Here is a 22537-nt window from a genome sequence, read left to right as displayed (position 1 = left end):
ACCGTATCGAGCGCATGTTCGGCCACCTTAAGATCAACCGCGCCATCGCTACCCGATACGATCAACTGGCCAATAGCTTCCTTGGAATGGTCCATCTCGCAACGGCCAGATACTGGCTTAAATTTGTCCACGCCGCCTAGCGGTGGCCAACCGCAAGAAAAGGTGATGGAGTTCGGCAAGCAGAGCCAGTTTGGACGCCCTGGCCAACCGGTGGAGATTGCCCTGTCTATGTACTGCTGGCGAGCCAGGAGGGCAGCTACATCACCGGCGAAGTTTTTGGTGTGACCGGCGGCGCCGGCATAGCCTGAGCACGCACTTCCTGCGCCTGTCGTATGGAGACTAAATATATTATGAAAACGGCAATTGTAACGGGCGGGGCGCAGGGCATTGGTAAGGGCATCACCCAGGCTCTGCTGACGCAAGGCTGGCGCGTGGCGGTGATTGATCGCGACGCCGAGGCGGTTCGTGGCTTGAGCAGCGAACTACCATCGGGAAACCTTATCGTCATTCGTGCCGATGTCGCCGGCGAGCGCGACATCGAAAAGGCGTTCGAGAAGATCATCGAATGGAATAGGGGAGGGGACGCGGCCCACGGCATTGATCTGCTCGTATCCAATGCGGGCCTTGCTGATCCGCTCAACGGCCCGATCGAGCAGCTTGAGCTCAAAAAAATGGCAGGCATGGCAGGACAGCCACGTAACGGGCGCCTTTTTGATGGTTCGTGCCGCCGTTCCCCTGCTGCGGCAAAGCAAGGGGTCGATCGTGATCATGGCGTCGACCCGCGCAATCCAATCGGAGCCCGATACAGAAGCCTATGCGGCGGCCAAGGGGGCTTTATGCGCTCTCACCCATGCTCTAGCGATCAGCCTTGGTCCCGACATCCGGGTCAACGCCATCCTGCCTGGCTGGATCGAGACGCGGCCTTGGGCGAAAGCGCAAACGCGTGAAGCCGTAGAGCATCGTGCGATCGATCGGGAGCAGCACCCGGTTGGTCGCGTTGGGGAACCCGCCGACATCGCCGCAACTGTCCTGTTTCTGGCATCCGATGGCGCCGGCTTCATCACTGGTCAGCAAATTGCCGTTGATGGCGGCATGACGCGCAAGATGATCTACGCGCATTGAGGTGGGACTTTGCAACCCTGCCATTGCCAGCAGAGCACTTGGACATTGGGTTTGAGACCGCCTATGGCCCCTCCATGTTCCCACCCCATCCAACCGATCCCGGCGATGACGAAAGCAAAGAGCCGGATTTCGTGGTCATCGATGTCGAAACGGCATGCGCCCGCGTCAGTAGCATCTGCCAGATCGGTATCGTCGGGTTCCGCAATGGCGCAGTCACCTTTGAGTATGAGTCGCTGGTCGACCCGCGGGATCATTTCAGCAGCTTCAACACGCGCATTCACGGGATTGCCGCTCGGCATGTCGTGGGCCAACCCTGCTTTGCCGATGTCCATGCCGTCGTGCACAGTCATTTGAGTGGTCGCACGACCGTTGCCCATTCCTATTTCGATAAAGGGGCCCTCGCCGCAGCCTGCCTGGTCCATGACCGCGCGATGGTCGAGACGACATGGCTCGATAGTGTGCGCGTTGCCAAGCGCGTATGGCCCGAGCTTCCCAGTCACCGGCTCAACATCGTGGCGAAGCATCTGGGTATCCCGCTCAAACATCATGATGCATTGAGCGATGCCCGTGCGGCAGGGATGATCATAGTAAAGGCGATCGACCAAACAGGTTCGCAATTGACCGATTGGCTGGCGCCACCGCCCAGAAAACGTCCGCCGCCTTTGCCAAGGCCGGCGACCGAAGGGATGCTCAAGGGCCAGCGCATTGCCATCCTTGGCGAATCGCGTGACGGTCCATTGGCTCAGCGCATCGCGGCCAATGGAGGCAAGATCATGGCGTCAGTCGGCGCGACCACGACGATGCTGGCGGTCGCTGCAAATGAGCCATTCGGCTATGTCCGCTACGATGCGCAGTTCAAAAAGGCTGAGGCATATCGAGCGTCAGGTTCCGATATCCAGATCGTGTCGGCAGCCTCTCTGCTCGAACCACTGCCTTTGTAAGAGTTTCACCGGTTAGCCCACGCGTCTGCATTGACGCAGACCATTGACCAGGGACGCTCGCATCGGATGCATGGGTGGGATCCTGGCAGAAGAACGGGCCATGTTAAATCGGCCATGCCCATCACAGACTGACCCAATGCTATGAGTTATTGACCGGGCGCGCAGGCGTTCGCCCGGTCAACGCGGAGATTGTGTGCTAACTGGATTTGGCGTCTTTGCGGGACGGTATCGACGTGGACATAAGATCGATACCTGCACCGGAAACCGCTTCTGCAAGCGCCTTTCCATCATATGGCTTTGCAAGGAGAGCAATCTTGGCATCGGTGCGATCGAATTCCAGTTGCGTATCACCGGTAGCGAAGATCACGCCTATTTCAGGTAGAAGGGCGCGGGCCTGAGCAGCCAGTTGGGGCCCAGCCATGCCTGGCAGATTGACGTCGGTAATCAGCACATCGACATGGGTGGTCTGAAGCGCGGAAATCGCATCTTCGGCACTCATTGCCTCAATCACGGTCAATCCCAGATCCTTGACCATTTCTGCCGTGTTCATCAGGATGAGTGCATCATCCTCGACAATCAGAACAAGGGCCTTTCGACGCGAGGATGGCTCGGTTGGGGCCGTTCGCTGGGTCGTTAATCGAGCGAGATTGCGCTGCCTCTGATTTGCCAGAACATGCCGGAATTTGCGCGCGAGGGCATCGCGCGAATAGGGCTTGGAAAGAAGTTCGACGCCGGCATCCAGGCGGCCGCCATGGACGATCGAATTCTCTGTGTAGCCTGAGGTGAACAGAACGGCGATGTCTGGTTGGCGCTCGCGCGCCATGCGCGCCAGTTCCGCGCTCTTGAGGCGCCCGGGCATGACGACATCGGTGAACAGCATGTCGATCTGGATGCCGCTTTCGATGACGCTCAGAGCGCTGCTGGCATCAACAGCCTTGAGGACCCCATAGCCCAAGTCGCTCAACATCTCGACGACCGTCGCGCGAACCGCATCGTCATCTTCGACGACCAGTACGGTTTCACTGCCACCGCGGATCGGCCCGCTGTCAAGTTCGACCTCCACATCCTCATTTTCCACCGAGCGGGGGAAGTAAAGTTTGATGGTCGTGCCTTCGCCAACCTCGGAGTAGATTTTGATGTGTCCGCCAGACTGTTTGACGAAGCCATAAACCATCGAAAGCCCAAGACCCGATCCCTTGCCCTCGCTCTTGGTCGAAAAGAACGGGTCAAAAACCTTGTGGATAATGTCAGCCGGAATGCCCGTGCCGGTGTCGGTGACAGCCAGCATCACATATTGACCGGCCACGACTTCGCTATGGGTACGCGCATAATCATCGTCGAGGCTGGCATTGCCGAGCTCGATCGTGAGCCTGCCCTGTCCATCCATCGCGTCCCGGGCGTTGATCGCAAGATTAAGCAGCGCGTTCTCGATCTGCGCCGGATCGACAAATGTGTTCCAGAGCCCACCAGCAACGATGGTCTCTATCTCGATGCCCTCACCGATAGCGCGGCGGAGCATATCGTCCATATCGCGTACGAAGCGCGTTACATTGACGACCTTGGGCTCGAGCGCCTGGCGTCTGCCAAAGGCCAGAATGTTGATTGCCGCTGAGAAGTGACCCGGGGTAGCCAGTAATTTCCACTGAGAAGTGACCCATGTTTGAACACGTCCCTGGCTTTGAGCGGGGGACCATGGAGTGTTGGACATGGCATTATTGAGCGTCATCCGGCGCTGGCATTACCGCGATCATTTGTCGATCCGGGAGATAGCCAAGCGCACCGGTCTATCCCGCAATACCGTGCGTAAGTGTCTGCGGTCGGACACTGTGGAGCCACGGTTTAAGGTGCCCGAGCGGCCGAGCAAGCTGGACCCGTTCATCGAGCGGCTGACGGTTTGGCTCAGGCGAGAGATGGGCCGCTCGCGCAAGCAGAAGCGCACGATCAAGCAGTTGCATGCCGATCTGGTGAGCTTGGGTTTTGATGGGTCCTACGGTCGTGTGGCCGCCTTTGCTCGTGCTTGGCGTGATGATTATCGCCGCCAGCAGCAGATGAGCGGCAAGGGCATGTTCGTGCCGCTGTCGTTTGCACCAGGTGAGGCGTTCCAGTTCGACTGGAGCGAGGACTGGGCGATCATCGATGGGGTTCGCACCAAGCTGCAGGTGGCGCACTTCAAGCTCAGCTACAGCCGTGCCTTCTTCGTGCGGGCCTATCTCCTTCAGACCCACGAGATGTTGTTCGATGCCCATAATCATGCGTTCCGCGTACTGGGCGGGGTGCCGCGGCGCGGCATCTACGACAACATGCGCACTGCGGTCGACAAGGTCGGACGCGGCAAGGAGCGGACCGTCAACACTCGCTTCCTGGCCATGGTGAGCCATTATCTGTTCGAGGCCGAGTTCTGTAACCCGGCAGCGGGATGGGAGAAGGGCCAGGTCGAGAAGAACGTCCAGGATGCGCGGCATCGCCTGTGGCAACCCACGCCGCAAGCGGAAAGCCTCGATGTCCTGAACCTGTGGCTGGAGGAACGCTGCAAGGCGCTATGGCAGGATATCCCGCACGGGATCGAACCCGGCTCTGTCGCTGATGCCTGGGCCGAGGAGGTGGCAAGCCTGATGCCGATGGGCAGGCCCTTCGATGGCTTTGTCGAGTATGGCAAGCGGGTCTCGCCGACCTGCCTCGTCCATCTTGAGCGTAACCGCTACAGCGTGCCGGCGTCCTTTGCGAACCGCCCTGTCAGCGTGCGGCTCTATCCCGACCGCTTCCTCGTGGTGGCCGAGGGGCAGTTGCTGTGCGAACACCAGCGCATCATCGAAAGATCCCATGATGGGCCGGGACGCACTATTTATGACTGGCGCCATTATCTGGCGGTCGTCAAGCGCAAGCCTGGCGCCCTGCGCAACGGCGCGCCGTTCCTTGAGATGCCCGAGGCCTTCCAGCGGTTACAGCGCCATCTGTTGCGCGCTGCCGGCGGCGATAGGGAGATGGTCGAGATCCTTGCCCTGGTGCTGCATCATGACGAGCAGGTCGTACTGCGCGCGGTTACCATGGCGCTGGAGGCCGGTGTTCCGACCAAAACCCACATCCTCAACCTGCTGCACCGGCTGATCGACGGCAAGCCGCTGGCGACACCGCCGGTCACGGCGCCCCAGGCATTGAGACTGGTCAGCGAGCCTCTTGCCAATGTGGAACGCTATGATGCGCTGCGCGGGGAGAACCGCCATGCGTCATGATCCCGCCAGCGGCGCCATCATCGTCATGCTACGCAGCCTCAAGATGCACGGCATGGCGCAGGCCGTCACCGATCTCATGGAGCAGGGAACACCAGCGTTCGATGCGGCGGTGCCGATCCTGTCACAACTGCTCAAGGCGGAGACCGCCGAACGGGAAGTGCGATCGGTATCCTATCAGCTCAAGGCCGCGCGGTTCCCGGCTTATCGCGATCTGACGAGCTTCGACTTTGCCAGCAGCGAGATCAATGAGGCGCTGGTCCGCCTGCTCCACCGCTGCGAGTTTATGGACGTGGCCGACAATATCGTGCTGGTCGGCGGCCCAGGTACCGGCAAGACCCACATCGCTACCGCCCTGGGTGTCCAGGCCATCGAACATCACCGTAAACGGGTGCGGTTCTTCTCCACGGTCGAGCTGGTCAACGCGCTCGAACAGGAAAAGGCTCAGGGCAAGGCAGGTCAGATCGCCGGCAGGCTTGCCCATTCCGATCTCGTGATCCTCGACGAGCTTGGCTACCTGCCGTTCAGCGCCTCAGGCGGCGCCCTGCTGTTCCACCTGCTCAGCAAACTCTACGAGCGCACCAGCGTCATCATCACTACCAACCTCAGCTTCAGCGAATGGGCTACCGTGTTCGGTGATGCCAAGATGACCACCGCACTCCTCGATCGGCTCACCCATCACTGCCACATCCTCGAGACCGGCAACGACAGCTTCAGGTTCAAGAACAGCTCGGCACAGCAGCCCAACACCCGGAAGGAGAAAACCTCATCTTGACCCACCCCTGACATCCGAAACATAATCGCAAGGTGGGTCACTTCTCAATGAAAACCCCGGGTCACTTCTCAGCAGCAATCAACACGCTCTCCTGCAGCGGCAAAGGAAAGGCGGACATGGACCAGTGGTTGGACCGTCTTGACGATACCTTCGATGCGGCTTCTGATCCGGTTGCGCCCGTCATGGGTGTCGCAATCCTCGATCCCGACAATCGCGCCATCATCCTCGACGCCCAGAAAGATGCGCCCGGCGCGACTCGTCGCAAACCCTGCGATTTCCTTGGCTAGTGAGGATGCCTGTTCCGGCAGGCCGCGCTTGAACTCGGCTGTATCGCTCTCGCCACGATCGGCCAGTTCTGCAAGCTGGGCCGAAAGCTCAGCATCGATCCATCGACGGTTCTCCGGAACATCGTCGAAAGGCGCAGGATCGGTGGCTGTCATGTTCTTGAGATTGACTGCAATCTGATGATAATTGCAAGGGCTGCATCGCCTGGTAAATCGCAGCGCGCGCGACGCTGCCAAGTAAAATGACGGGCCACACGAAAAGCCTCTTCTGCGCCTTTTGCGATTTGTGCATGTAAGTGCAGAGAGCCGGGTAGGGGGAATTGATGGTTCGATCGGAATTGATCACGCGTATTTCAGAAGAGTATCCAGATTTGTCTGCGGCGGACGCCGAAACGATCGTGGAGACATTCTTCGGTTCGATTGCCGAGCAACTTCGGTCGGGCGGCAGAGTCGAACTGCGTGGGTTCGGCGCTTTTTCGGTCAGAGCCTATGAGGCCCGCAACGGCCGTAACCCGCGTACCGGCGGCGGTCCCCGTTGAACCCAAATCCAGAGTGCATTTCAAGCCAGGCAAGGCCATGCTCGAAAGACTGAACCCCAGGGCGCCGCTCGAAAGCTAGGCGAGAGGGGACAGCAATGCGTCAGCCGTCAAACGAGCCGGGGAATTTGATGCGGCCTTGGCTGATCGCAACGCTGCTGAAAAACCCGTTACGCGCGGCAAGCTCGTCACGCGTCACTTTGCCGCTCCGCAGGTCAGCCTCGTCTTTGTCGCGTTCTCGCTGCTTCTCGCGAGCCCGTTCCGCAGGGTCATAGAATTGCGGCTCCTTCATTCGTACAGGATATGGGTGTCTGAACCCTCGGTCAAGAAAGCCGCCTTAGTTATGCCGACCATGCTTGGCCGCTCAATGCTCGTGCATTAATGTCCAGAGGCTTCCAATGCGGCTTTCCATTCAGGGGAAGCGGACATGAACGGGGGCGAATGGAAAACCAAACTCGCAACCTAGCTGATCTCTACCGATCAGGAGGGATTGAAGGGGAGAGAGATTTGATATAGAAGGCTGATAAATAAGGAGAAAATTCTGTGCTGCGGAGTGGATTTTGGCTGCGGGCATAATTGCGGGTATATTCGCAGGTGCCGCAGAAAAAATCCTTTTCTTTCAATCGGATAGTCAACAATTTCGGTTGCTGCCGGGCCCACCAAATTTCCCCGACATCGCTGATTTGCCTGAACGCGCATTTTCCCGTGTGGCGTTGGAGCTTATGAAGTCGGCTGGAATAGCCGACGACCCGCATCATGCGGAAAATAAAAGAAAGTGGGAGCATCATCCGGTGCAATCTGATCGGATGATGCGCGAGGGGCAGGTTCGCGCGTTGCTGGCGAACCTGCCCATCATGCTTTCAATCAGTGCGCCGGTTTCGTGACGAACGGATTGATGGTCTGGATGCTGCCGTCGGGATTGTAGCGCAGTTCGGTTACCTTCACGTTGCGCAGGCGCGTCTGGCCCGACAACTGACTGTCGGCGTAGAACAGCCACCATTTGCCGTTCCATTCGACGATCGAATGATGGGTGGTCCAGCCTTCTACCGGTTCCAGAATATGGCCCTTATATGTGAAGGGACCGTAAGGGGAATCGCCGATCCCATAGGCCAGATAATGGGTATCGCCGGTCGAATAGCTGAAATAATATTTGCCCTTATATTTGTGCATCCATGCCGCTTCGAAGAAACGCCGGTCATGGTCGCCGCCCAGCAACACCTTGCCCTTGTCATCCACGATCTGGATTTCGCGCGGGGTTTCGCTGAATTCCAGCATGTCGCCGGTCAGTTTCGCGACGCGCGGTGCGATGGCGGGCTTGTCATCCTGTTCCAGGTCGGTCTTGGAGCCGTTGGGATCATATGTGCCGCCGATATTGCGCTGCAACTGACCGCCCCAGATGCCGCCGAAATAGAGATAGCTTTGCCCGTCATCGTCGGTGAAGGCGGCGGGATCGATCGAATAGCTGCCCTTGATCGGCTGGGGCTGGGCCTTGAACGGACCGGTCGGGCTTTTGGACGTGGCGACGCCGATGCGGAAAGCGCCCTGTTTGTCCTTGGCAGGGAAGTAGAGATAATAGGTGCCGTTCTTGTACGCGGCGTCGGGTGCCCACATCTGCTTGTCGGCCCAGGGCACGTCCTTCACGTCCAGCGCAACGGGGCCGACGGTGACCGGCCCGCCGATCTTGTCCATCGACAGGATGCGATAGTCGCGCATTTCGAAATGGCTGCCCAGATCGTCTTCAGGCGTGGGGCCGTCTATGTCATGGCTGGGGTAGACGTAGATTTTTCCGTTCCACACATGGGCGGACGGATCGGCGGTGTAGATGTCGCTGACCAGCGGTTGCGACAGATAATCCGACGCGGGGCGCTTTGCGTCCTTGGCAGGCGCAGCCTGATTGGCTTCGGGCGATGGCTGCTGGCATCCCGCCATCAACAGCAGGGCGAGCGTCAGCCCCATGGGGCGCAGGGAAATTCGGGACATATGATCCTCTCCTTGATGATTGGCGATAGCGCTATCATTCGGTTGTAAGATGTCGATGGAAGATGCCTAACATCGATACGGTGATAACGTCACCATATAATGACCCGAAGGGGTGACGTGGGCGGAATTTTGACGATAGATTTTGAAGAGAGAAGCTGCGCCAATTCTGGATAAGCTGTACGCACGTTCACCCTCCTTCATGCGCTTTTTGGCCCTGTCGATCATGGCCGTGAGCGTGTGGAAGATTTGGTAGCGCTATCAGGTGGGCGTGTCGAGCCAGATTTATGGCGTCGTCAGGTGCGGCCGGGCGATGGCCGCGATGTCAGGATTTCGGTGCGAATGCGGGTCGGGCCGCCATGACGTCGACCGAAGCGTCGATGCCCCGTGCGCGCAAACGGGCGCGCAATTCCTCCAGACTTTCGGAATCCTCCTGTCCGTGCGGCCCATGTCGATGGCGACGTTCAGCCCCTGATCGTCATGGGCGACCACGGCCTGCTCCATGCGCCACTGGTCGCCGGTCATGATCACTTGCGTCGTGGTCGACGGCGCCATGCCTGCGTCAAGGCGTGACATGGCGGCAGCCAGGGCGGTTGCCCTGGCAGTCGGATCGACCGAGGGCAGCGGCGCGGCGGGAACCTCTGCACGGGGAGCATCCGTCGGTAAGGCGACGGATGCGGCCTGATCCGACAGGGTGTTGCGAGATCGCGCGGCTTGTCTTTGAGGGGAGATAGGCTTGCGGCGGTTGAGGTAAGGGTGTTGGCGTTTCCGCCGGGCGGAGGTCGACGCGACCATCGGCCAGATCCTCGGACCCAATGGCGGTACGCAGACGTCGCTGATGCGGCGGCTTGCCCATATGCTGTTCGTGGCGTCGGGCGGCTTGCTGCTGCTGGTCGGCGTCATCATGGAAAGCTATGCCGCCTGGCCTATCGCGCAAAGCTGGCCCAAACTCGACCCGCGCAGGCTGTTGCTGTTCGAAGGGGGGTGGCCGCCTGATGATGCTGGCGCTGGTGTTCGCCGCGCTGATCCTCGTCATGCTCTATCTGGTCGATGCGGCGCTGGGCCTGCTTAACCGCTTCGCGCAGCAACTGAACGTCTTTTCCCTGTCGCTGTCGATCAAGAGCTGGGCGGCGACGGCGCTGTTGCTGATCATCGTGCCGCTGCTGGCGCAAGCGGTGCTGATGGACCTGTTCACCCGCACCGACGTCGTCCGTGCGATCGCAAGCACGCTGGCGTCATGACGGAACAGGAAACGGAAGAAGAGCGTCTGCGCGAACTGATACGCCTGTTGCGGCAGGCTGATGCCTGTGCGGGTCAGGAGGATGTGCCGGCTGCCCAATATCGCATCCCCGCGTCCCGCTTTCCCGAACGGCATCGCACGGGTGTCGGCACGCTGACGAAGACGGAGGTCGCGGTGATGCGGTTCCTCGGCTGGGGGCGCGCCAATGCCGACATTGCGACATTGCTGGTGATCAGCGAAAATACGGTGCGCGTTCACCGGAACAATATGTGCCGGAAACTGGAACTGGACGGCGTGCGCGAACTCAATGCGCTGGCAATGCCGTCGCGGCCGAACATGAGGTTCAGGTCAAGAATGACGGCGTGCGCATCGGTAATCTGGATGCCACCATGGACCCGGCGATCCGCGCCGTGATGGAAGCGGCCCGTCGGCTGGACCTGCCGACGCCCGTCATCACATGGGACAATGACAGCCGCCATTCCAACGGATCGCTCCATTATGACAATCAGGCGCTCGATTTCCGCGGCAACAATATCAGCGTTGCGCAGGGACAGGCCTTTCAGGCCGAAGTCAGCCGCATATTGGGCACCGGTTATGACGTCATTTTCGAAACCTTCCGCAACGGCAGCAACAATCACCTGCATGTGGAGTTCGACTCGAACTGATGCGGCATTTTAAGACGGGACACATGCATGAGAGGATGATGCTTGCCCTTGCAGCGATAATGGGCGCGGGCTGTTCGCAGGCCGAACCGGCCAATGAAGCCACCGCGCCCGTCCATGTGCAGAATGAAGTCGTCGCCGTTGCAAAAAAAAGGCGGACGGATCGCGCATCATCGGCAGGGAAGACCGGCAATTGCACGGCAAGTCCGCCTGCCATATCCGCTTCATCTATGCCGGGCGGGCGGAGGAAGATCTGCTCTGGGAAGAGGCATGCGCATCGGTGACGACGTCCGTGGCGACGCAGGCTGATCTGGAAAAATGGGGTAAATGGGCGCGGCTCGACAGCTTCGCGCAGACATGCGTGACCGCCCTGCCGCAGGGCAAAGTCCTGTATGTCGAAGGTAGCGCGAGTGCGTCCGCCTATCCCGTGGGGACCAGCGGGTCGACCTATGACATGCCGGTCGCCGATTGACCGACCCATCGGCGCCAGAGCAGGCTGCGTTAAATCTGACGCAGGATGCCTGCTCTAGTTATTTGTTATCGCATCCTTCTCTGCGCAAAACCGGTTCCCGCTTATGCGCACGATGCTCTAAAGCCCTTCGGCCTCCACCCAATGGGCGCTGGTCAATTCCCGCGCCAGTGACCAGACCTGCCGCCGAATGTCCGGCACGGCAACGATTTCCCAATGCGCGCCGCGCGTCATCGGGCCGACGACATGAAGGCGATCCTGCGCCTGACCATTGGCGGCAATGGCCCGGCACTGGCGGTCGACGTCGATGCCGATGGCCAGAGCATCGGGCCGGATGCTGCCACTTTTGAACAGATTGTGCAGCAGGGGATCGGCTGCCTTGCGCAGATCGCCCAGCGGGCCGGTGCAGTTGACGACGCGCCGCACCTTGATCCTATCCGTCTCGGCCGATCCACGCGGGCGCAGGCCTACGATCAGGTCACGGTCGTCGGGCGTGGCGCTCATCACCTTTGCGGCGCGCACCAGCAACTGCCCCTGCGCGCGCATGCTGTCCAGTCGTTCTGCCACGGGCGGGGCGATGCGGTGGCGATGAACGTCCCAATAAGGGCGCATATGCCGTAAAAACCGGCGACGCTCGTCCGCGCTGGCCGCGCGCCACATGTCCGCCGTGAAGGGGCGCAATTCATCGACGGCATTGCGCCATCCGATCTCTGTCGCGCGATCCCTCACGGCGCGAGTGATCTGGGACACCGGTCCCGCGGGCCTTTCGTTCCGCAAGGCATAGGGCGGCGCGGGGGCATGGGCATGGGGTGACAGGCCCCGACGGGACAGCGCCATGATCCGCCCCGTAAAGCCCGCACTGTTCAGGCTGAGGGCGCAGTCAACCGCCGTCAGCCCGCTCCCCAGCAGCATGACCATGTCATCCGGGCCAAGGTCCGCCGCAATATCCGTCGCCCATGGATCGTTGACATAAGCGGGGCAGTCCAGCCCGGCAAAGGCCGGCAAGTCGTGCGGAGGCAGATTGCCCGGCGCGATAACCACCGCATCGGCCGCGACGGTTTCGCCCGATCGCAGGGTTGCAAAGGCGCTATCCTGCGCGACATTCAGGTCGATCGCTTCATCCTGCACGATCTGGAAACGCGGCCCGGCCATGTCTCTCGCCTGTTCCAGCAGCGCGCACAGATAGGCGCCATAGTCGCGCCGGGTGGCAAAGCTGCCGTCCTGACCCTGTCGCGCGGCTGACAGCCATTGGGCGAAATGCCGCGACTGGTCGGGCAGGGCGCTCATATTGGCGGCGCGGACGTTGAGGACATGGTCGGCCTGCGCCGCGCCATAGGCCAGCCCGCGTCCCAATCGTTCGGGCCGCCGCTCCACCAAAGTCACACGCGCATCGCCGTGCCGCAACAGGTTGATGGCCAGCAGCGCGCCGCTGAAGCCGCCCCCGATTATCGCGACATGATCGACCTTCAGCATGGATCAAGCATTTCTTATCATTCCACCAGCATTGCTTGTGGGACATATCTCTACTGATGAAATAGATAAAATGCCATCCCTATCTCAGGAAGACGATCATGCCCCTGTTACGTTCCGTTGAAAGGATTTTGTCGCGGCTGCGCACGGCGGCGCGTCGCGAATTTCTGCGCGATCCCGACGTGATCCTGTTCGAACGGCGGGCCGAACCGGTGCGTGATGGCCGGCATGGTCGCTGACGCCGTTTCGCGCCGCATGCTGCTGAGTGGCGGGGTCAGCCTGCTGCTCGCGGGATGCAGCGGGAATGGCGGCGGACGTCCACGCCTGCGCGTCTCCATCACCGGCAAGGGAGAAGGCGACCCGCGCCTGCTGTTCGGGGCGGCCGGGATCGTACCCGAAGCCTTCGACGTCGATTACAGCGAGTTCCAGTCCGGTCATATGGTGGTCGAGGCGCTGAATGGCGGGTCGCTCGATTATGGCGGGATGAGTGAAATTCCGCCGATCTTCGCGGCTGCATCGACCATTCAGAGCTTTCGCCAGATCGCGGTCGCGCATGGGGACGTGAATAATCAGGTCATGCTGGTGCCCCGGCAATCGAAGGCGAAGAGCATCGCCGATCTGAAGGGCAAGCGCATCGGTTATGTTCGTGCCACCACATCGCAATATTTCCTGATCCGCATGCTGGAGGATGTCGGCCTAAACTGGGGCGACATTACCCCTGTCGCTATGGGCGTGTCGGACGGAGCGGCGGCCTTTTCCCAAGGGGCGATCGATGGATGGGCCATTTACGGCTTTCCGATCCAGCGCGCCATAGCGACTGAGGGCGCCCGCATCCTGCGCACGGCGAAAGGCATATTATCCGGCAATTATCTGGTGTCGGCGCATGTCGACGCGCTGGCCGATCCGGACAGGGCGAAGCTGATCGGGGAATATCTGGGGCTGGTGCAGAAAGCCTATGGCTGGGCCGCGACCCATCAGGATGAATGGGCGGGCATCATCGCGCAGGATATTGGCGTGCCGCGCGCTTATGTGATCGACCAGTTCCGCCGCAAGAGCGCCAGTTACGAACTGCGCCCCGTTACCCAGGCCGCCATCGCTTCGCAGCAACAGGTGGCGGACCTGTTCTTCCGTCAGAAGCTGTTGCCCAGGGCGGTCGATGTTCGCCCGCTGTGGGACGACCGTTTCAACGACGTCCTTTTCCACAAAGGCTGATGAGATATGGCCACGCAGGAAATCGATCACGAACGGGCGGTCCCCTCCGCCATTGACCCGGTTCCGGCAGAGCAGCTGGACCGCCTGACGCGGCAGCTGGCGGAAACGGCGGAACATTATGACCGCAGCGGGGAATTTCCGCGCGCCAATTTCGATCTGCTCGCAGAACAGGGGCTGATTGGACTGACGGTGCCCCGCGAGTTGGGCGGGCGCGGCGCTGGGCTTGGGGAAGCGTTGCGCGTGCTGGGCGCGGTGGCGAAGGGGGAACCGTCCACCGCGCTCATCCTGTTCATGACCTATCATTATCACGCCACGCCCACCCGCGCGCGGACATGGCCCGCGGCGATATACGAGCGGCTGGCGCGCGATGCCGTGGCGGGCGGTGGCCTGATCGGCGGCCTGCGCGTCGAACCGGAGCTGGGGACGCCGGTACGCGGCGGCCTGCCCGCGACGACGGCGCGGCGGACTGCCGATGGATGGGCGGTGACCGGCACCAAAATCTATTCCACCGGATCGACCGGCCTCGACTGGTTTTCCGTCTGGGCAAAGACCGATGAGGATGATCCGCGCGTCGGCAATTTCCTGATCCGCGCCGACAGTCCGGGTATAGAGATAGAGCCGGTCTGGGATCATCTGGGCATGCGGGCTACGGTCAGCCATGCCGTGCATTTTACCGATACGCCTGTGCCGGTCGATCATGCGGTGGATGTCCGCCGACCCGACCAATGGGCAGCGGGGGCGGGCGATCCGGGTCTTGCCATTTGGAACGCGCTGTCCATTTCGACCATTTATGATGGCGTGGCGCGGGCTGCGCGGGACTGGCTGCGCGCCTATCTCAATGATCGGGTGCCGACCAATCTGGGCGCTTCGCTCGCCACACTGCCGCGCGTGCAGGAGAAATTCGGGGAGATAGAGTCGCTGTTACAGGTCAATCGCACCCTGATTCGCGATGCCGCCGTGCGCCATGATGCGGGGGAAACGCCCGCTGCTGTCGAAGTGAACAATATCAAATATCTGGTAACGGCCAATGCGATCCGCGCAGTCGAGATCGGCCTTGAACTCACCGGCAATCCGGGAATCAGTCGTAAAAATCCTCTCGAACGCCATTATCGCGATGTCCTGTGCAGTCGCATCCATTCACCCCAGACCGACACGATCCTGATCGCGGCCGGGCGGGCGGCGTTGGGGAACTGACATGTCACTGATCATCGCCAGCCAGCTGGATGCCGATTTCAATCGCGGCCTTGGCCAGCATCCCATCGCCCCCATTCTGATCGACGTGGCGGATGAAGATCCATGGACCGCCGCCAGCGAGGCTGACATTTTACTGGTCCGCCCGTCTCCTGCATGGCGTCAGCCCGCGATGGCCCGGCCGCCTGCATGGCCGGGGCGGCTGAAATGGGTTTACAGCGCGTCGGCAGGCATCGATTTCTATCCGCCATGGCTGCTGGACGCGCCCATCGTCACTTGCGGCCGGGGCGTCGCATCGGACGAAATTGCCGATTATGTGATCGCCGCCATTTATGCCCAGGCCAAAAATCTGGAAAGCGTGACCGCCCGGTCGCGCGCGCAATGGGTGAATGTGCCGCTGGGCCGGGTATCGGGCACCACCATCGGCATCGTCGGACTGGGCGCGATCGGGCAGGCGGTCGCGCGGCGCGGCCTTGCGCTGGGCGCGCAGGTCGTGGGCCTGCGTCGCACCGGCGCGCAATCGGGCGTCAGCGGCGTCGAACATGTCGCCAGTCTGGAATCGCTGGTGTCGCGCGCCGATCATATCGTCATAGCGGTGCCCGCCACGGCACAGACCCGCCATCTGTTCGACGCCGCGCTGCTGGCGAAGGTGAAGCCGGGCGCCCATATCATCAATGTCGCGCGTGGGTCCGTTATCGATCAGGACGCATTGATCGACGCGCTGGACCGGGGCGACGGGCCGGGCTTTGCGACGCTGGATGTCACCGACCCCGAACCGCTGCCGGAAGGTCATCCGCTCTACACCCATCCGCTGGTCCGACTGACCCCGCATGTGTCGAGCAATCATCTGCTGGTCCGTCATCGCCTGCTGGACAAGGTGCGGGACGATATTTCCCGCTTCGCGCGCGGTGAAGCGCCGAGCGACATCGTCGACCCGGCGCGTGGGTATTAGAGGCAGGAATGGCCAACGGTTCGCATCATGTCCTACAGCGCGGCGACCGTTTCCCGCGCCAGTTCGGCCAGCCGCTGCGCCGCCTGATCCAGCTTTTCCCCGGACCGCAATATGGCCGCCACACGGGGCAGGTCGGGCAGCCGGTCATGTTCCAGAGCGGCGCTGTCATCCAGGAACAGGTGCGTACGGCATGTAAGGCCAAGGCCCGCGCCCAAAGCGGCCTTCAGCGTCGCCAGATTGGGCGTTTCCACCGCGATCCGCCATTGCAGCCCGGCATCCTCCAATGACCGGATGGCGGCTTCGCGGAACCGGCAGGGTTCCTCCAGCACGGCCAGCGGTATGACGTCGCGATCGGCCAGCGCGGCGTCGCCATACCAGCTCATCGGCGCGACGGTGACGGCGTGGGCATCATTGGGCGCGGCAAAGCCCAGCAATATGTCCAGTTCCCGCCGGTCGAGCAGCGCCTGCAATTCCGCAGTCCCCGCCACGCGCGCATAGATTTGCGCATCGGGGTGCAGTTCGGCGAAGCGCGACAGCAGCCCCGACAGCAATGTATCGGCGAAATCCTGCACCATGCCGATGCGCGCAGGCCCGGCGAACCGCCCGGCGCTGACTGCCGCAACGGCCTCGTCATGCAATAGCAGCACGCGCCGCGCATAATCGAGCAGCACCGTGCCCGCGGCCGTCAGGTTCAGCCGACGCCCTTCGCGCAGGAACAGCGTCTGCTGCACCAGTTCCTCCAGCCGCTTGATCTGAAGGCTAAGCGCGGATTGCGTGACGAATACCTGTTCCGACGCGTTGAGCATGGAACCGGTATCGACGATGGCGACAAAGCTGCGCAGCAAGTTGGTCGGCAGATTGACCGGCACGATGAACCTCTTTTGCAAAAAATTGGGAAAGGTCCGATCCGATGCCGGGCACGGGTGAGGACTTATCGTCCATGCCTATATATCAATCAAAATAGTAGAGATTTAATCGGCCATGGAAAAACTTGGTCGTGCTGAGCAGGCATGAAAAATCGGCCAATATCGCCGTTAATCCGCCCCGCAGGAGCGACGAAGTGCATACTATGACGAATGCTGATAGGTCGCTCCAGAAAAACTTAATTGAATAGGTAGACAATTCATGTTGGCTTGTCGGGACTTCAGGAAAAGGCCCGGAAATGGCGGTTTTGACGATCAATGACACATCGGCGGGAGGGCGGAGCGTATCGCCCGGCACCGCCCCGCGCTTTTCGATTGCGCGTTTTGGCGGGCGCTGGCTGTCGCCGATCCTGCTGCTGCTGCTGTGGGAAGCGGGGTCGCGCGTCGGCCTGATCCCGGAACGCACGCTTGCCGCGCCGTCCGCGGTGATCGGCACCCTGTTCGGCATGGTGATTTCGGGCGAATTGCCGTCCAATCTGCTGGTGTCCTTCGCCCGTGTGGCCGCTGGCCTGATCATCGGCGTGACGCTGGGGCTGGCGCTGGGGCTGGTGGCGGGCCTGTCCCGCTCCGGCGAGCTGGCGGTCGATCCGCTGATGCAGATCAAGCGCACCATCCCTGCGCTGGCGTTGACGCCGCTCTTCATCGTGTGGTTCGGCATCGGCGAAACGCCCAAGGTCGCGCTGATCGCGTTCGGCACCATCTTTCCCGTCTATCTGAACCTCTATAGCGGTATCCGCAGCGTGGACCTGCGCCTGCTGGACGCGGCGAAGAGCTTTGGCCTCAGTCGCTGGGACCAGATCTGGCACGTCGTGCTGCCATCGGCCCTGCCACAGCTGCTGGTCGGTCTGCGCTATGCGCTGTCGGTATCGATCCTGGTGCTGGTGGTGGCGGAACAGATCAATGCCTCGGCCGGCCTTGGCTACCTCATCAACAATGCCCGCGATTTCATGCGGACCGACATCATCGTCGTCTGCCTGATGGTCTACGCCATTCTTGGCCTTGGCGCCGACTGGCTGGTCCGTTCGATCGAAGCCCGCGCCCTCATCTGGCGCCCCAGCATAGTGGAGCAATAAGCATGGACGCTCGCCTCGGCTTTTCAACGGTGGACGTTGCTGCCCACCATCCCGAACCCGTCGTGCGGTTGCGCGGCTTCACCCGGCGCTTTGGCGCGAACACGATCATCGACGGACTCGACCTCGACATTGCGCCGGGCGAGTTCATCGCCCTGCTGGGCCGATCCGGTTCGGGCAAGACCACGCTGTTGCGCACGCTTGCGGGGCTGGATGAAGTACGCGGACAGGATGTCGAAGTGCCCGACAGCCGTGCCGTCGTCTTTCAGGACGCCCGTCTGCTTCCCTGGAAACCGGTGTGGAAGAATGTTTCGCTCGGCCTGAAGGGTGAGGTGCGTGAACGGGCCGAAAATGCGCTGAAGGAAGTCGGCCTTGGCCACCGTATCGACGCCTGGCCGCTGACCCTGTCGGGCGGGGAGGCGCAGCGCGTGGCGCTGGCCCGTGCACTGGTGCGCGAACCCCAGTTGCTGCTGCTGGACGAACCCTTTGCCGCGCTGGATGCGCTGACGCGATACCGGATGCACGATCTGGTCCTGTCGCTGTGGCGCAGACATCGGCCCGCCGTGCTGATCGTGACCCATGACGTGGAGGAAGCGATCGCGCTGTCCGACCGGGTACTGGTGCTGGACAAGGGGCGCATCGTGGCGGAAGAGCGCATCGTCGCCCCGCGTGGCGAACGCGCTTCACTGGCCGGGCGTTTGCGCGAAAAGCTGCTGTCGCATCTGGGCGGCGACGATCATGGTGACGGCGTCATTCCCTTTGCGCCGTTCGCCGAAGCCGCCGAATGAGCACGCTCGCGACATTGGAGCGGCCGGTCGATACCGCGCGATTGCGCGGTTTCGTGACCGCTTTCGCCGATCTGCTGGCGGCGACGCGGGACGAACGGGCGATATTGGACAGCGGCCGCGCGCTGCTGTCCCGGCTGATCGCCACCGACGACTGGCTCCCCGAAGACTATGCGCGCCCTAACCCGGATCGCTACCAGCAATATCTGCTCCATTGCGACAGCCGGGAACGGTTCAGCGTCGTCAGCTTCGTCTGGGGACCGGGCCAGTCCACCCCCATTCACGATCATAGCGTCTGGGGCCTTGTCGGCGTGTTGCGCGGCGCGGAACGTGTGGAACGCTTCCGCCGCCTGCCCAATGGCACATTGGTCGATGATGGCGAGGAATGGCTGCGCGAAGGAGAGGTGGACGCCGTGTCCCCCCGCATCGGCGACATTCATCGCGTCACCAATGGCCTGACCGACCGGCCATCCATCAGCATCCATGTCTATGGCGCGAATATCGGCGCGGTCGAACGGGCCACCTACGCCCCGGACGGAACGCCAAAGACCTTCATTTCGGGTTACGCCAACCGCGTGATCCCTAACCTCTGGGACAGATCGAAACAGCCATGACCACCGAAACACTCGACCGCATTCAGACGGCATCGCCGCTGAACATTCGCAGCGCGCTGCTGACCGGCAGCGAAATCGCCATCATCGACGTGCGCGAGGAACATGAATTTGCGCAGGGGCACCCGCTCTTCGCCGCACAGATCCCGCTCCGCCGCATCGATGAGGAAGTCCGCTGGCGCATCCCGCGTCTGGCGACCCCGATCATCGTCTATGACAATGGAGAAGGATTGGCGCGCAAGGCCGCCGTGCGCCTTGAGGGTCTTGGCTATACCGACGTGCGCGAACTGGAAGGTGGCCTGTCGGGCTGGCGCGATGCGGGCTATGAACTGTTCGAGGATGTGAACAGCTATAGCAAGGCGTTCGGCGAACTGGTCGAACATCGCCGCCACACCCCCAGCCTTGCCGCCGAAGAAGTGCAGGCGCTGATCCGTGAAAAGGCCGACATCCGCATCGTCGACGCGCGCCGCTACGACGAATATAACACCATGAGCATCCCCACCGGCACCAGCGTGCCGGGCGCGGAACTGGCGCTGCGTGCGCGCAGCATCGCGCCCGATCCCGACACGACGATCATCGTAAATTGCGCCGGTCGCACCCGGTCGATCATCGGCGCCCAGTCGCTGGTCAACGCAGGCGTGCCGAACAAGGTGTTCGCGCTGCGCAACGGCACGATCGGCTGGACGCTGGCGGGGCAGGAACTGGAAACCGGCCAGACCCGTGTCGCGCCGGAAGTGGACGACGCGGCCATCACGGAAGCCGACGTCCATGCCCGCGACGTCGCCTATCGCGCCGGCGTGAAGCGGATCGGATGGGACGAACTGGAAGCGTTCAGGGCTGAAACCGGCCGCACCCTCTACCTTTACGATGTGCGCCAGCCGCGCGAATATGAAAGCGGCCATCTGCCCGGCTTCCGCAATGCGCAGGGCGGCCAGCTGGTGCAGGAAACGGACCATAATGCCCCGGTGCGCGGCGCGCGCATCGTCGTGACCGATCCCACCGGCGTGCGTGCCGCGATGACCGCGTCCTGGCTGGCGCAGCTCGGCTGGGACGTATCGATCCTCGACATCGACTGGTCGGCCGCCACACTGGAAAGCGGGCCGGACGGCGCACCGTCCCCGCGCGGGCCGGAGGGCCGCTACAAACGCCCCTATGAAGGCACCGACAACAAGGCCGCCGCCATGCAGGCCTATCTGGACTGGGAATATGGCCTCGTCGCCCAGCTGGAGCGCGACGGCACCCACGGCTTCTACGTTATTTGAAGATCAGGAGAATATCCATGAGCGTCAGGTTCATCGGCTATATCGGGTTCAACAACGGGTCCGAAACGCAGTCAGCGGTGCGCAGCCGCGCACTCGACACCGATTATGTCAACGCGGCGGCAAAGGCGCAGGAGGAGGGCGGGTTCGACCGCGTCCTCATCCCCTTCGGGTCCAACAGCCCGGAAAGCCAGATCGTCGCGGCCCATGCCGCCGCCATCACGACGAAGCTCGGCTTTCTCGTCGCCCATCGCCCCGGTTTTACCCAGCCAACGGTCGCAGCGCGCCAGCTGGCGACGCTGGACCAGCTATCGGGCGGTCGTGTCGCCGTCCACATCATCACCGGCGGCGCGGATGAGGAAATGGCGCGCGACGGTGACACAAAAACGGTGAAGGCGGAGCGCTACAGCCGCACCGACGAATATCTGTCGGTCCTGCGGCAGGAATGGACGGCCGCCACCCCCTTCGACCATCAGGGCCGGTTTTACGACATCCGTCAGGCGTTCAGCGCGATCAAGCCGGACAATCTGCCGGTCTTCTTCGGCGGATCGTCGGATGAAGCGATCGAGGTCGCGGGGCGCCATGCCGATGTCTATGCGCTGTGGGGCGAAACGCTCGAAGCCGTGCAGGACACGGTCCGTGCCGTCCGCAAATCGGCGGCGCGCTATGGTCGCGACCCCGGTTTCTCGCTCTCGCTTCGCCCCGTTATCGCGGACACGGAGGAAGCCGCCTGGAAACGCGCGGCGGAGATTGAGGAGCGGGTGCGCGAAAATCGTGTTGCCGCCGGCTTGCCCATTACGGGCCATCGCCCACCCAATGCCGGGTCGCTGCGCCTGCTCGACACGGCCAGCAGCAACCGGCGCGACACGCGCCTGTGGACCGGCGTCGCGGCGCTGACCGGGGCGGCTGGCAATAGCACCGGACTTGTCGGCACGCCCGAACAGGTGGCCGACGCGATGCTGGAATATTATGACATCGGCATCGACCATTTCCTGATCCGCGGCTTCGACCCATTGGGCGATTCCATCCTCTATGGCCGCGAATTGCTGCCGGTCGTCCGCGCTAAGGTGGCGCAGCGTGAGGCGTCCGGCCTCGCACTGGCGGGCTGATCCATGTCGAAGAAAACCGTCGCCATCCTGTCGGCGTCCCTGATTGCGGTGGCGGGGCTTGGCCTCGCCGCCGCGACCTTTAAGCGCGGCGATGACAAGGTTCTGCGCGTCGCCAATCAGAAGGGGCAGGTCAAATCCATGATGATCGCATCGGGCGTGCTGGATGGCGCGCCCTATACGGTCGAATGGTCGGAATTTCCCGCGGCGCAGCCCCTGCTGGAGGCGGTGGGCGGCGGCGCGGCGGACCTTGGTCTGGCCGCCGACGCGCCCTTCATCTTCGCCTATCAGAGCGGCAGCCCGGTCAAGGCCATCGGCATACAGACCCCCGCGCAGCAGGCGCCCGAAGCGCTCGCCATATTGGTCAAGAACGGATCGCCGCTGAAAGGCGCGCAGGATCTGGTTGGCAAGTCCGTGGCCACGACGCGCGGATCGATCGGCCATCATCTACTGCTGCAGGCGTTGGAACGCGCAAAGATCCCGGCGGACAAGGTGCGTGTCACCTTCCTGCCGCCCGGCGATGCCAAGGCCGCCTTTGACAGCGGATCGATCGATGCCTGGGCGATCTGGACCCCCTATACCAATGTCGCGATCAAGGAAGGCGCGCGCGCGATCGTGGATGCGAAGGACTATGGCCTGCCCATCTATATCGATATTGCGCATGCGGACTCCATCGATCCCAAGCGGGCGATGCTGGCCGACTTCCTGAAGCGGGAGGCGAAGGC

Annotated in this window: 26 protein-coding genes and 4 pseudogenes; 24 read left to right on the top strand and 6 right to left on the bottom strand. The window is 62.1% G+C overall.

Going from position 1 to position 22537, the window contains the following annotated elements; translation table 11 throughout:
• Window positions 1-14: 14 nt before the first annotated feature.
• The 5 genes and pseudogenes from ACOJSJ_RS18785 to ACOJSJ_RS18765 all read left to right on the top strand — a co-directional run bounded on the left by ACOJSJ_RS18785 (window position 15) and on the right by ACOJSJ_RS18765 (window position 2063).
• Window positions 15-140 carry a transposase gene (locus ACOJSJ_RS18785; protein WP_037482006.1) on the top strand — a complete coding sequence of 42 codons (126 nt, stop codon included), beginning with the start codon at window positions 15-17 and terminating at the stop codon, window positions 138-140.
• Window positions 139-308: pseudogene (locus ACOJSJ_RS18780) on the top strand (SDR family oxidoreductase); the annotation flags it as partial. The gene ACOJSJ_RS18785 and the pseudogene ACOJSJ_RS18780, both read left to right, overlap by 2 nt.
• Window positions 309-332: 24 nt before the next feature.
• A pseudogene (locus tag ACOJSJ_RS18775) lies at window positions 333-614 on the top strand (SDR family NAD(P)-dependent oxidoreductase); the annotation flags it as partial.
• A complete protein-coding gene (locus tag ACOJSJ_RS18770) occupies window positions 517-1122 on the top strand; it encodes an SDR family oxidoreductase (protein ID WP_420146475.1) in 606 nt (201 codons plus the stop codon). The pseudogene ACOJSJ_RS18775 and the gene ACOJSJ_RS18770, both read left to right, overlap by 98 nt.
• Before the next feature lie 74 nt (window positions 1123-1196).
• Window positions 1197-2063 (top strand): 3'-5' exonuclease, encoded by an 867-nt coding sequence (locus tag ACOJSJ_RS18765; RefSeq protein WP_420146474.1) that lies wholly within the window; start codon window positions 1197-1199, stop codon window positions 2061-2063.
• A 196-nt stretch (window positions 2064-2259) separates the two neighbouring features.
• On the opposite strand, the pseudogene ACOJSJ_RS18760 reads toward ACOJSJ_RS18765, so the two are convergent.
• Window positions 2260-3669, bottom strand: a pseudogene (locus ACOJSJ_RS18760) (response regulator); the annotation flags it as partial.
• Window positions 3670-3769: 100 nt separating this feature from the next.
• On the opposite strand from ACOJSJ_RS18760, the gene istA reads away from it, so the two are divergent.
• Window positions 3770-5293: an IS21 family transposase gene (istA, locus tag ACOJSJ_RS18755; RefSeq protein ID WP_420146473.1), complete on the top strand. Its 1524-nt coding sequence runs from the start codon at window positions 3770-3772 to the stop codon at window positions 5291-5293.
• On the top strand, window positions 5283-6065 hold the full coding sequence (istB, locus tag ACOJSJ_RS18750; protein ID WP_420146472.1) for an IS21-like element helper ATPase IstB: 783 nt from the start codon (window positions 5283-5285) through the stop codon (window positions 6063-6065). The genes istA and istB overlap by 11 nt, the downstream gene beginning before the upstream one ends.
• A 68-nt stretch (window positions 6066-6133) precedes the next feature.
• Here the strand turns inward: istB and ACOJSJ_RS18745 are convergent, their stop codons facing one another.
• Window positions 6134-6505, bottom strand: a complete 372-nt coding sequence (locus tag ACOJSJ_RS18745; protein ID WP_420146471.1) for a helix-turn-helix domain-containing protein — start codon at window positions 6503-6505, stop codon at window positions 6134-6136.
• 167 nt (window positions 6506-6672) lie between these two features.
• On the opposite strand from ACOJSJ_RS18745, the pseudogene ACOJSJ_RS18740 reads away from it, so the two are divergent.
• From ACOJSJ_RS18740 to ACOJSJ_RS18730, 3 genes and pseudogenes are all read left to right on the top strand, one after another.
• A pseudogene (locus tag ACOJSJ_RS18740) lies at window positions 6673-6967 on the top strand (HU family DNA-binding protein).
• Between the two features lie 57 nt (window positions 6968-7024).
• Entirely contained in the window at window positions 7025-7267 is a 243-nt protein-coding gene (locus ACOJSJ_RS18735; RefSeq protein ID WP_420146470.1) for a hypothetical protein, read from the top strand.
• A gap of 178 nt (window positions 7268-7445) precedes the next feature.
• Window positions 7446-7769: a hypothetical protein gene (locus ACOJSJ_RS18730; protein ID WP_420146469.1), complete on the top strand. Its 324-nt coding sequence runs from the start codon at window positions 7446-7448 to the stop codon at window positions 7767-7769.
• Here the strand turns inward: ACOJSJ_RS18730 and ACOJSJ_RS18725 are convergent.
• Entirely contained in the window at window positions 7750-8865 is a 1116-nt protein-coding gene (locus ACOJSJ_RS18725; protein WP_420146468.1) for a glycoside hydrolase family 43 protein, read from the bottom strand. The two genes, ACOJSJ_RS18730 and ACOJSJ_RS18725, sit on opposite strands and share 20 nt — an antisense overlap.
• Window positions 8866-9147: 282 nt before the next feature.
• The gene (locus tag ACOJSJ_RS18720) at window positions 9148-9768 is read right to left on the bottom strand and encodes a hypothetical protein (protein ID WP_420146467.1); all 621 of its coding nucleotides are present in this window, start codon (window positions 9766-9768) and stop codon (window positions 9148-9150) included.
• Window positions 9769-9776: 8 nt separating this feature from the next.
• Between ACOJSJ_RS18720 and ACOJSJ_RS18715 the strand changes: the two genes are divergently transcribed.
• The 4 genes from ACOJSJ_RS18715 to ACOJSJ_RS18700 all read left to right on the top strand — a co-directional run bounded on the left by ACOJSJ_RS18715 (window position 9777) and on the right by ACOJSJ_RS18700 (window position 11236).
• Window positions 9777-10103, top strand: a complete 327-nt coding sequence (locus ACOJSJ_RS18715; RefSeq protein WP_420146466.1) for a flagellar biosynthetic protein FliR — start codon at window positions 9777-9779, stop codon at window positions 10101-10103.
• The gene (locus tag ACOJSJ_RS18710; protein WP_420146465.1) at window positions 10100-10516 is read left to right on the top strand and encodes a response regulator transcription factor; all 417 of its coding nucleotides are present in this window, start codon (window positions 10100-10102) and stop codon (window positions 10514-10516) included. The genes ACOJSJ_RS18715 and ACOJSJ_RS18710 overlap by 4 nt, the downstream gene beginning before the upstream one ends.
• A complete protein-coding gene (locus ACOJSJ_RS18705) occupies window positions 10492-10767 on the top strand; it encodes a hypothetical protein (protein WP_420146464.1) in 276 nt (91 codons plus the stop codon). Before ACOJSJ_RS18710 ends, ACOJSJ_RS18705 begins: the two co-directional genes overlap by 25 nt.
• Window positions 10768-10957: 190 nt before the next feature.
• On the top strand, window positions 10958-11236 hold the full coding sequence (locus ACOJSJ_RS18700) for a hypothetical protein (protein ID WP_420146463.1): 279 nt from the start codon (window positions 10958-10960) through the stop codon (window positions 11234-11236).
• Between the two features lie 117 nt (window positions 11237-11353).
• Here the strand turns inward: ACOJSJ_RS18700 and ACOJSJ_RS18695 are convergent, their stop codons facing one another.
• Window positions 11354-12706, bottom strand: coding sequence for an FAD/NAD(P)-binding protein (locus ACOJSJ_RS18695; RefSeq protein WP_420146462.1), 1353 nt, complete (start codon window positions 12704-12706; stop codon window positions 11354-11356).
• 98 nt (window positions 12707-12804) lie between these two features.
• Between ACOJSJ_RS18695 and ACOJSJ_RS18690 the strand changes: the two genes are divergently transcribed.
• From ACOJSJ_RS18690 to ACOJSJ_RS18675, 4 genes are read left to right on the top strand one after another with little or no spacing between them, the layout of a single operon-like run.
• Window positions 12805-12942 carry a hypothetical protein gene (locus tag ACOJSJ_RS18690; protein ID WP_420146461.1) on the top strand — a complete coding sequence of 46 codons (138 nt, stop codon included), beginning with the start codon at window positions 12805-12807 and terminating at the stop codon, window positions 12940-12942.
• Window positions 12932-13915 carry an ABC transporter substrate-binding protein gene (locus ACOJSJ_RS18685; RefSeq protein WP_420146460.1) on the top strand — a complete coding sequence of 328 codons (984 nt, stop codon included), beginning with the start codon at window positions 12932-12934 and terminating at the stop codon, window positions 13913-13915. The genes ACOJSJ_RS18690 and ACOJSJ_RS18685 overlap by 11 nt, the downstream gene beginning before the upstream one ends.
• A 6-nt stretch (window positions 13916-13921) precedes the next feature.
• On the top strand, window positions 13922-15109 hold the full coding sequence (locus ACOJSJ_RS18680; protein ID WP_420146459.1) for an acyl-CoA dehydrogenase family protein: 1188 nt from the start codon (window positions 13922-13924) through the stop codon (window positions 15107-15109).
• A 1-nt stretch (window position 15110) separates the two neighbouring features.
• Complete coding sequence (locus ACOJSJ_RS18675) at window positions 15111-16058, top strand: NAD(P)-dependent oxidoreductase (protein ID WP_420146458.1); 948 nt, start codon at window positions 15111-15113, stop codon at window positions 16056-16058.
• Between the two features lie 32 nt (window positions 16059-16090).
• Here the strand turns inward: ACOJSJ_RS18675 and ACOJSJ_RS18670 are convergent, their stop codons facing one another.
• Complete coding sequence (locus ACOJSJ_RS18670; protein ID WP_420146457.1) at window positions 16091-16927, bottom strand: LysR substrate-binding domain-containing protein; 837 nt, start codon at window positions 16925-16927, stop codon at window positions 16091-16093.
• Window positions 16928-17220: 293 nt separating this feature from the next.
• Between ACOJSJ_RS18670 and ACOJSJ_RS18665 the strand changes: the two genes are divergently transcribed.
• The 6 genes from ACOJSJ_RS18665 to ACOJSJ_RS18640 all read left to right on the top strand — a co-directional run.
• Window positions 17221-18054: an ABC transporter permease gene (locus ACOJSJ_RS18665; protein WP_420146456.1), complete on the top strand. Its 834-nt coding sequence runs from the start codon at window positions 17221-17223 to the stop codon at window positions 18052-18054.
• Window positions 18055-18056: 2 nt separating this feature from the next.
• Window positions 18057-18839: an ABC transporter ATP-binding protein gene (locus ACOJSJ_RS18660; protein WP_420146455.1), complete on the top strand. Its 783-nt coding sequence runs from the start codon at window positions 18057-18059 to the stop codon at window positions 18837-18839.
• Complete coding sequence (locus tag ACOJSJ_RS18655; RefSeq protein WP_420146454.1) at window positions 18836-19450, top strand: cysteine dioxygenase; 615 nt, start codon at window positions 18836-18838, stop codon at window positions 19448-19450. The genes ACOJSJ_RS18660 and ACOJSJ_RS18655 overlap by 4 nt, the downstream gene beginning before the upstream one ends.
• Window positions 19447-20709 carry a rhodanese-like domain-containing protein gene (locus tag ACOJSJ_RS18650; RefSeq protein WP_420146453.1) on the top strand — a complete coding sequence of 421 codons (1263 nt, stop codon included), beginning with the start codon at window positions 19447-19449 and terminating at the stop codon, window positions 20707-20709. Before ACOJSJ_RS18655 ends, ACOJSJ_RS18650 begins: the two co-directional genes overlap by 4 nt.
• Window positions 20710-20726: 17 nt before the next feature.
• Window positions 20727-21815: an LLM class flavin-dependent oxidoreductase gene (locus ACOJSJ_RS18645; RefSeq protein ID WP_420146452.1), complete on the top strand. Its 1089-nt coding sequence runs from the start codon at window positions 20727-20729 to the stop codon at window positions 21813-21815.
• A 3-nt stretch (window positions 21816-21818) separates the two neighbouring features.
• Window positions 21819-22537 (top strand): ABC transporter substrate-binding protein (locus tag ACOJSJ_RS18640; protein ID WP_420146451.1); only part of this gene is annotated, 719 nt, incomplete at its 3' end.

This window comes from Sphingobium sp. (assembly GCF_048594625.1).
Taxonomy (GTDB): Bacteria; Pseudomonadota; Alphaproteobacteria; order Sphingomonadales; family Sphingomonadaceae; genus Sphingobium.
This window is presented reverse-complemented; position numbering and strand designations above follow the sequence as displayed.

What these genes read in the sequence shown, in the direction of transcription:
- ACOJSJ_RS18785 (WP_037482006.1), top strand. Translation starts at nt 15, where the DNA reads ATGTTCGGCCACCTTAAGATCAACCGCGCCATCGCTACCCGATACGAT.
- ACOJSJ_RS18770 (WP_420146475.1), top strand. Translation starts at nt 517, where the DNA reads ATGTCGCCGGCGAGCGCGACATCGAAAAGGCGTTCGAGAAGATCATCG.
- ACOJSJ_RS18655 (WP_420146454.1), top strand. Translation starts at nt 18,836, where the DNA reads ATGAGCACGCTCGCGACATTGGAGCGGCCGGTCGATACCGCGCGATTG.
- ACOJSJ_RS18650 (WP_420146453.1), top strand. Translation starts at nt 19,447, where the DNA reads ATGACCACCGAAACACTCGACCGCATTCAGACGGCATCGCCGCTGAAC.
- ACOJSJ_RS18675 (WP_420146458.1), top strand. Translation starts at nt 15,111, where the DNA reads ATGTCACTGATCATCGCCAGCCAGCTGGATGCCGATTTCAATCGCGGC.
- ACOJSJ_RS18725 (WP_420146468.1), bottom strand. Translation starts at nt 8,865, where the DNA reads ATGTCCCGAATTTCCCTGCGCCCCATGGGGCTGACGCTCGCCCTGCTG.
- ACOJSJ_RS18645 (WP_420146452.1), top strand. Translation starts at nt 20,727, where the DNA reads ATGAGCGTCAGGTTCATCGGCTATATCGGGTTCAACAACGGGTCCGAA.
- istB (WP_420146472.1), top strand. Translation starts at nt 5,283, where the DNA reads ATGCGTCATGATCCCGCCAGCGGCGCCATCATCGTCATGCTACGCAGC.
- ACOJSJ_RS18690 (WP_420146461.1), top strand. Translation starts at nt 12,805, where the DNA reads ATGCCCCTGTTACGTTCCGTTGAAAGGATTTTGTCGCGGCTGCGCACG.
- ACOJSJ_RS18745 (WP_420146471.1), bottom strand. Translation starts at nt 6,505, where the DNA reads ATGACAGCCACCGATCCTGCGCCTTTCGACGATGTTCCGGAGAACCGT.
- ACOJSJ_RS18765 (WP_420146474.1), top strand. Translation starts at nt 1,197, where the DNA reads ATGTTCCCACCCCATCCAACCGATCCCGGCGATGACGAAAGCAAAGAG.
- ACOJSJ_RS18695 (WP_420146462.1), bottom strand. Translation starts at nt 12,706, where the DNA reads ATGCTGAAGGTCGATCATGTCGCGATAATCGGGGGCGGCTTCAGCGGC.
- ACOJSJ_RS18685 (WP_420146460.1), top strand. Translation starts at nt 12,932, where the DNA reads ATGGTCGCTGACGCCGTTTCGCGCCGCATGCTGCTGAGTGGCGGGGTC.
- ACOJSJ_RS18715 (WP_420146466.1), top strand. Translation starts at nt 9,777, where the DNA reads ATGCCGCCTGGCCTATCGCGCAAAGCTGGCCCAAACTCGACCCGCGCA.
- ACOJSJ_RS18665 (WP_420146456.1), top strand. Translation starts at nt 17,221, where the DNA reads ATGGCGGTTTTGACGATCAATGACACATCGGCGGGAGGGCGGAGCGTA.
- ACOJSJ_RS18680 (WP_420146459.1), top strand. Translation starts at nt 13,922, where the DNA reads ATGGCCACGCAGGAAATCGATCACGAACGGGCGGTCCCCTCCGCCATT.
- ACOJSJ_RS18705 (WP_420146464.1), top strand. Translation starts at nt 10,492, where the DNA reads ATGGACCCGGCGATCCGCGCCGTGATGGAAGCGGCCCGTCGGCTGGAC.
- istA (WP_420146473.1), top strand. Translation starts at nt 3,770, where the DNA reads ATGGCATTATTGAGCGTCATCCGGCGCTGGCATTACCGCGATCATTTG.
- ACOJSJ_RS18720 (WP_420146467.1), bottom strand. Translation starts at nt 9,768, where the DNA reads ATGATGACGCCGACCAGCAGCAGCAAGCCGCCCGACGCCACGAACAGC.
- ACOJSJ_RS18710 (WP_420146465.1), top strand. Translation starts at nt 10,100, where the DNA reads ATGACGGAACAGGAAACGGAAGAAGAGCGTCTGCGCGAACTGATACGC.
- ACOJSJ_RS18660 (WP_420146455.1), top strand. Translation starts at nt 18,057, where the DNA reads ATGGACGCTCGCCTCGGCTTTTCAACGGTGGACGTTGCTGCCCACCAT.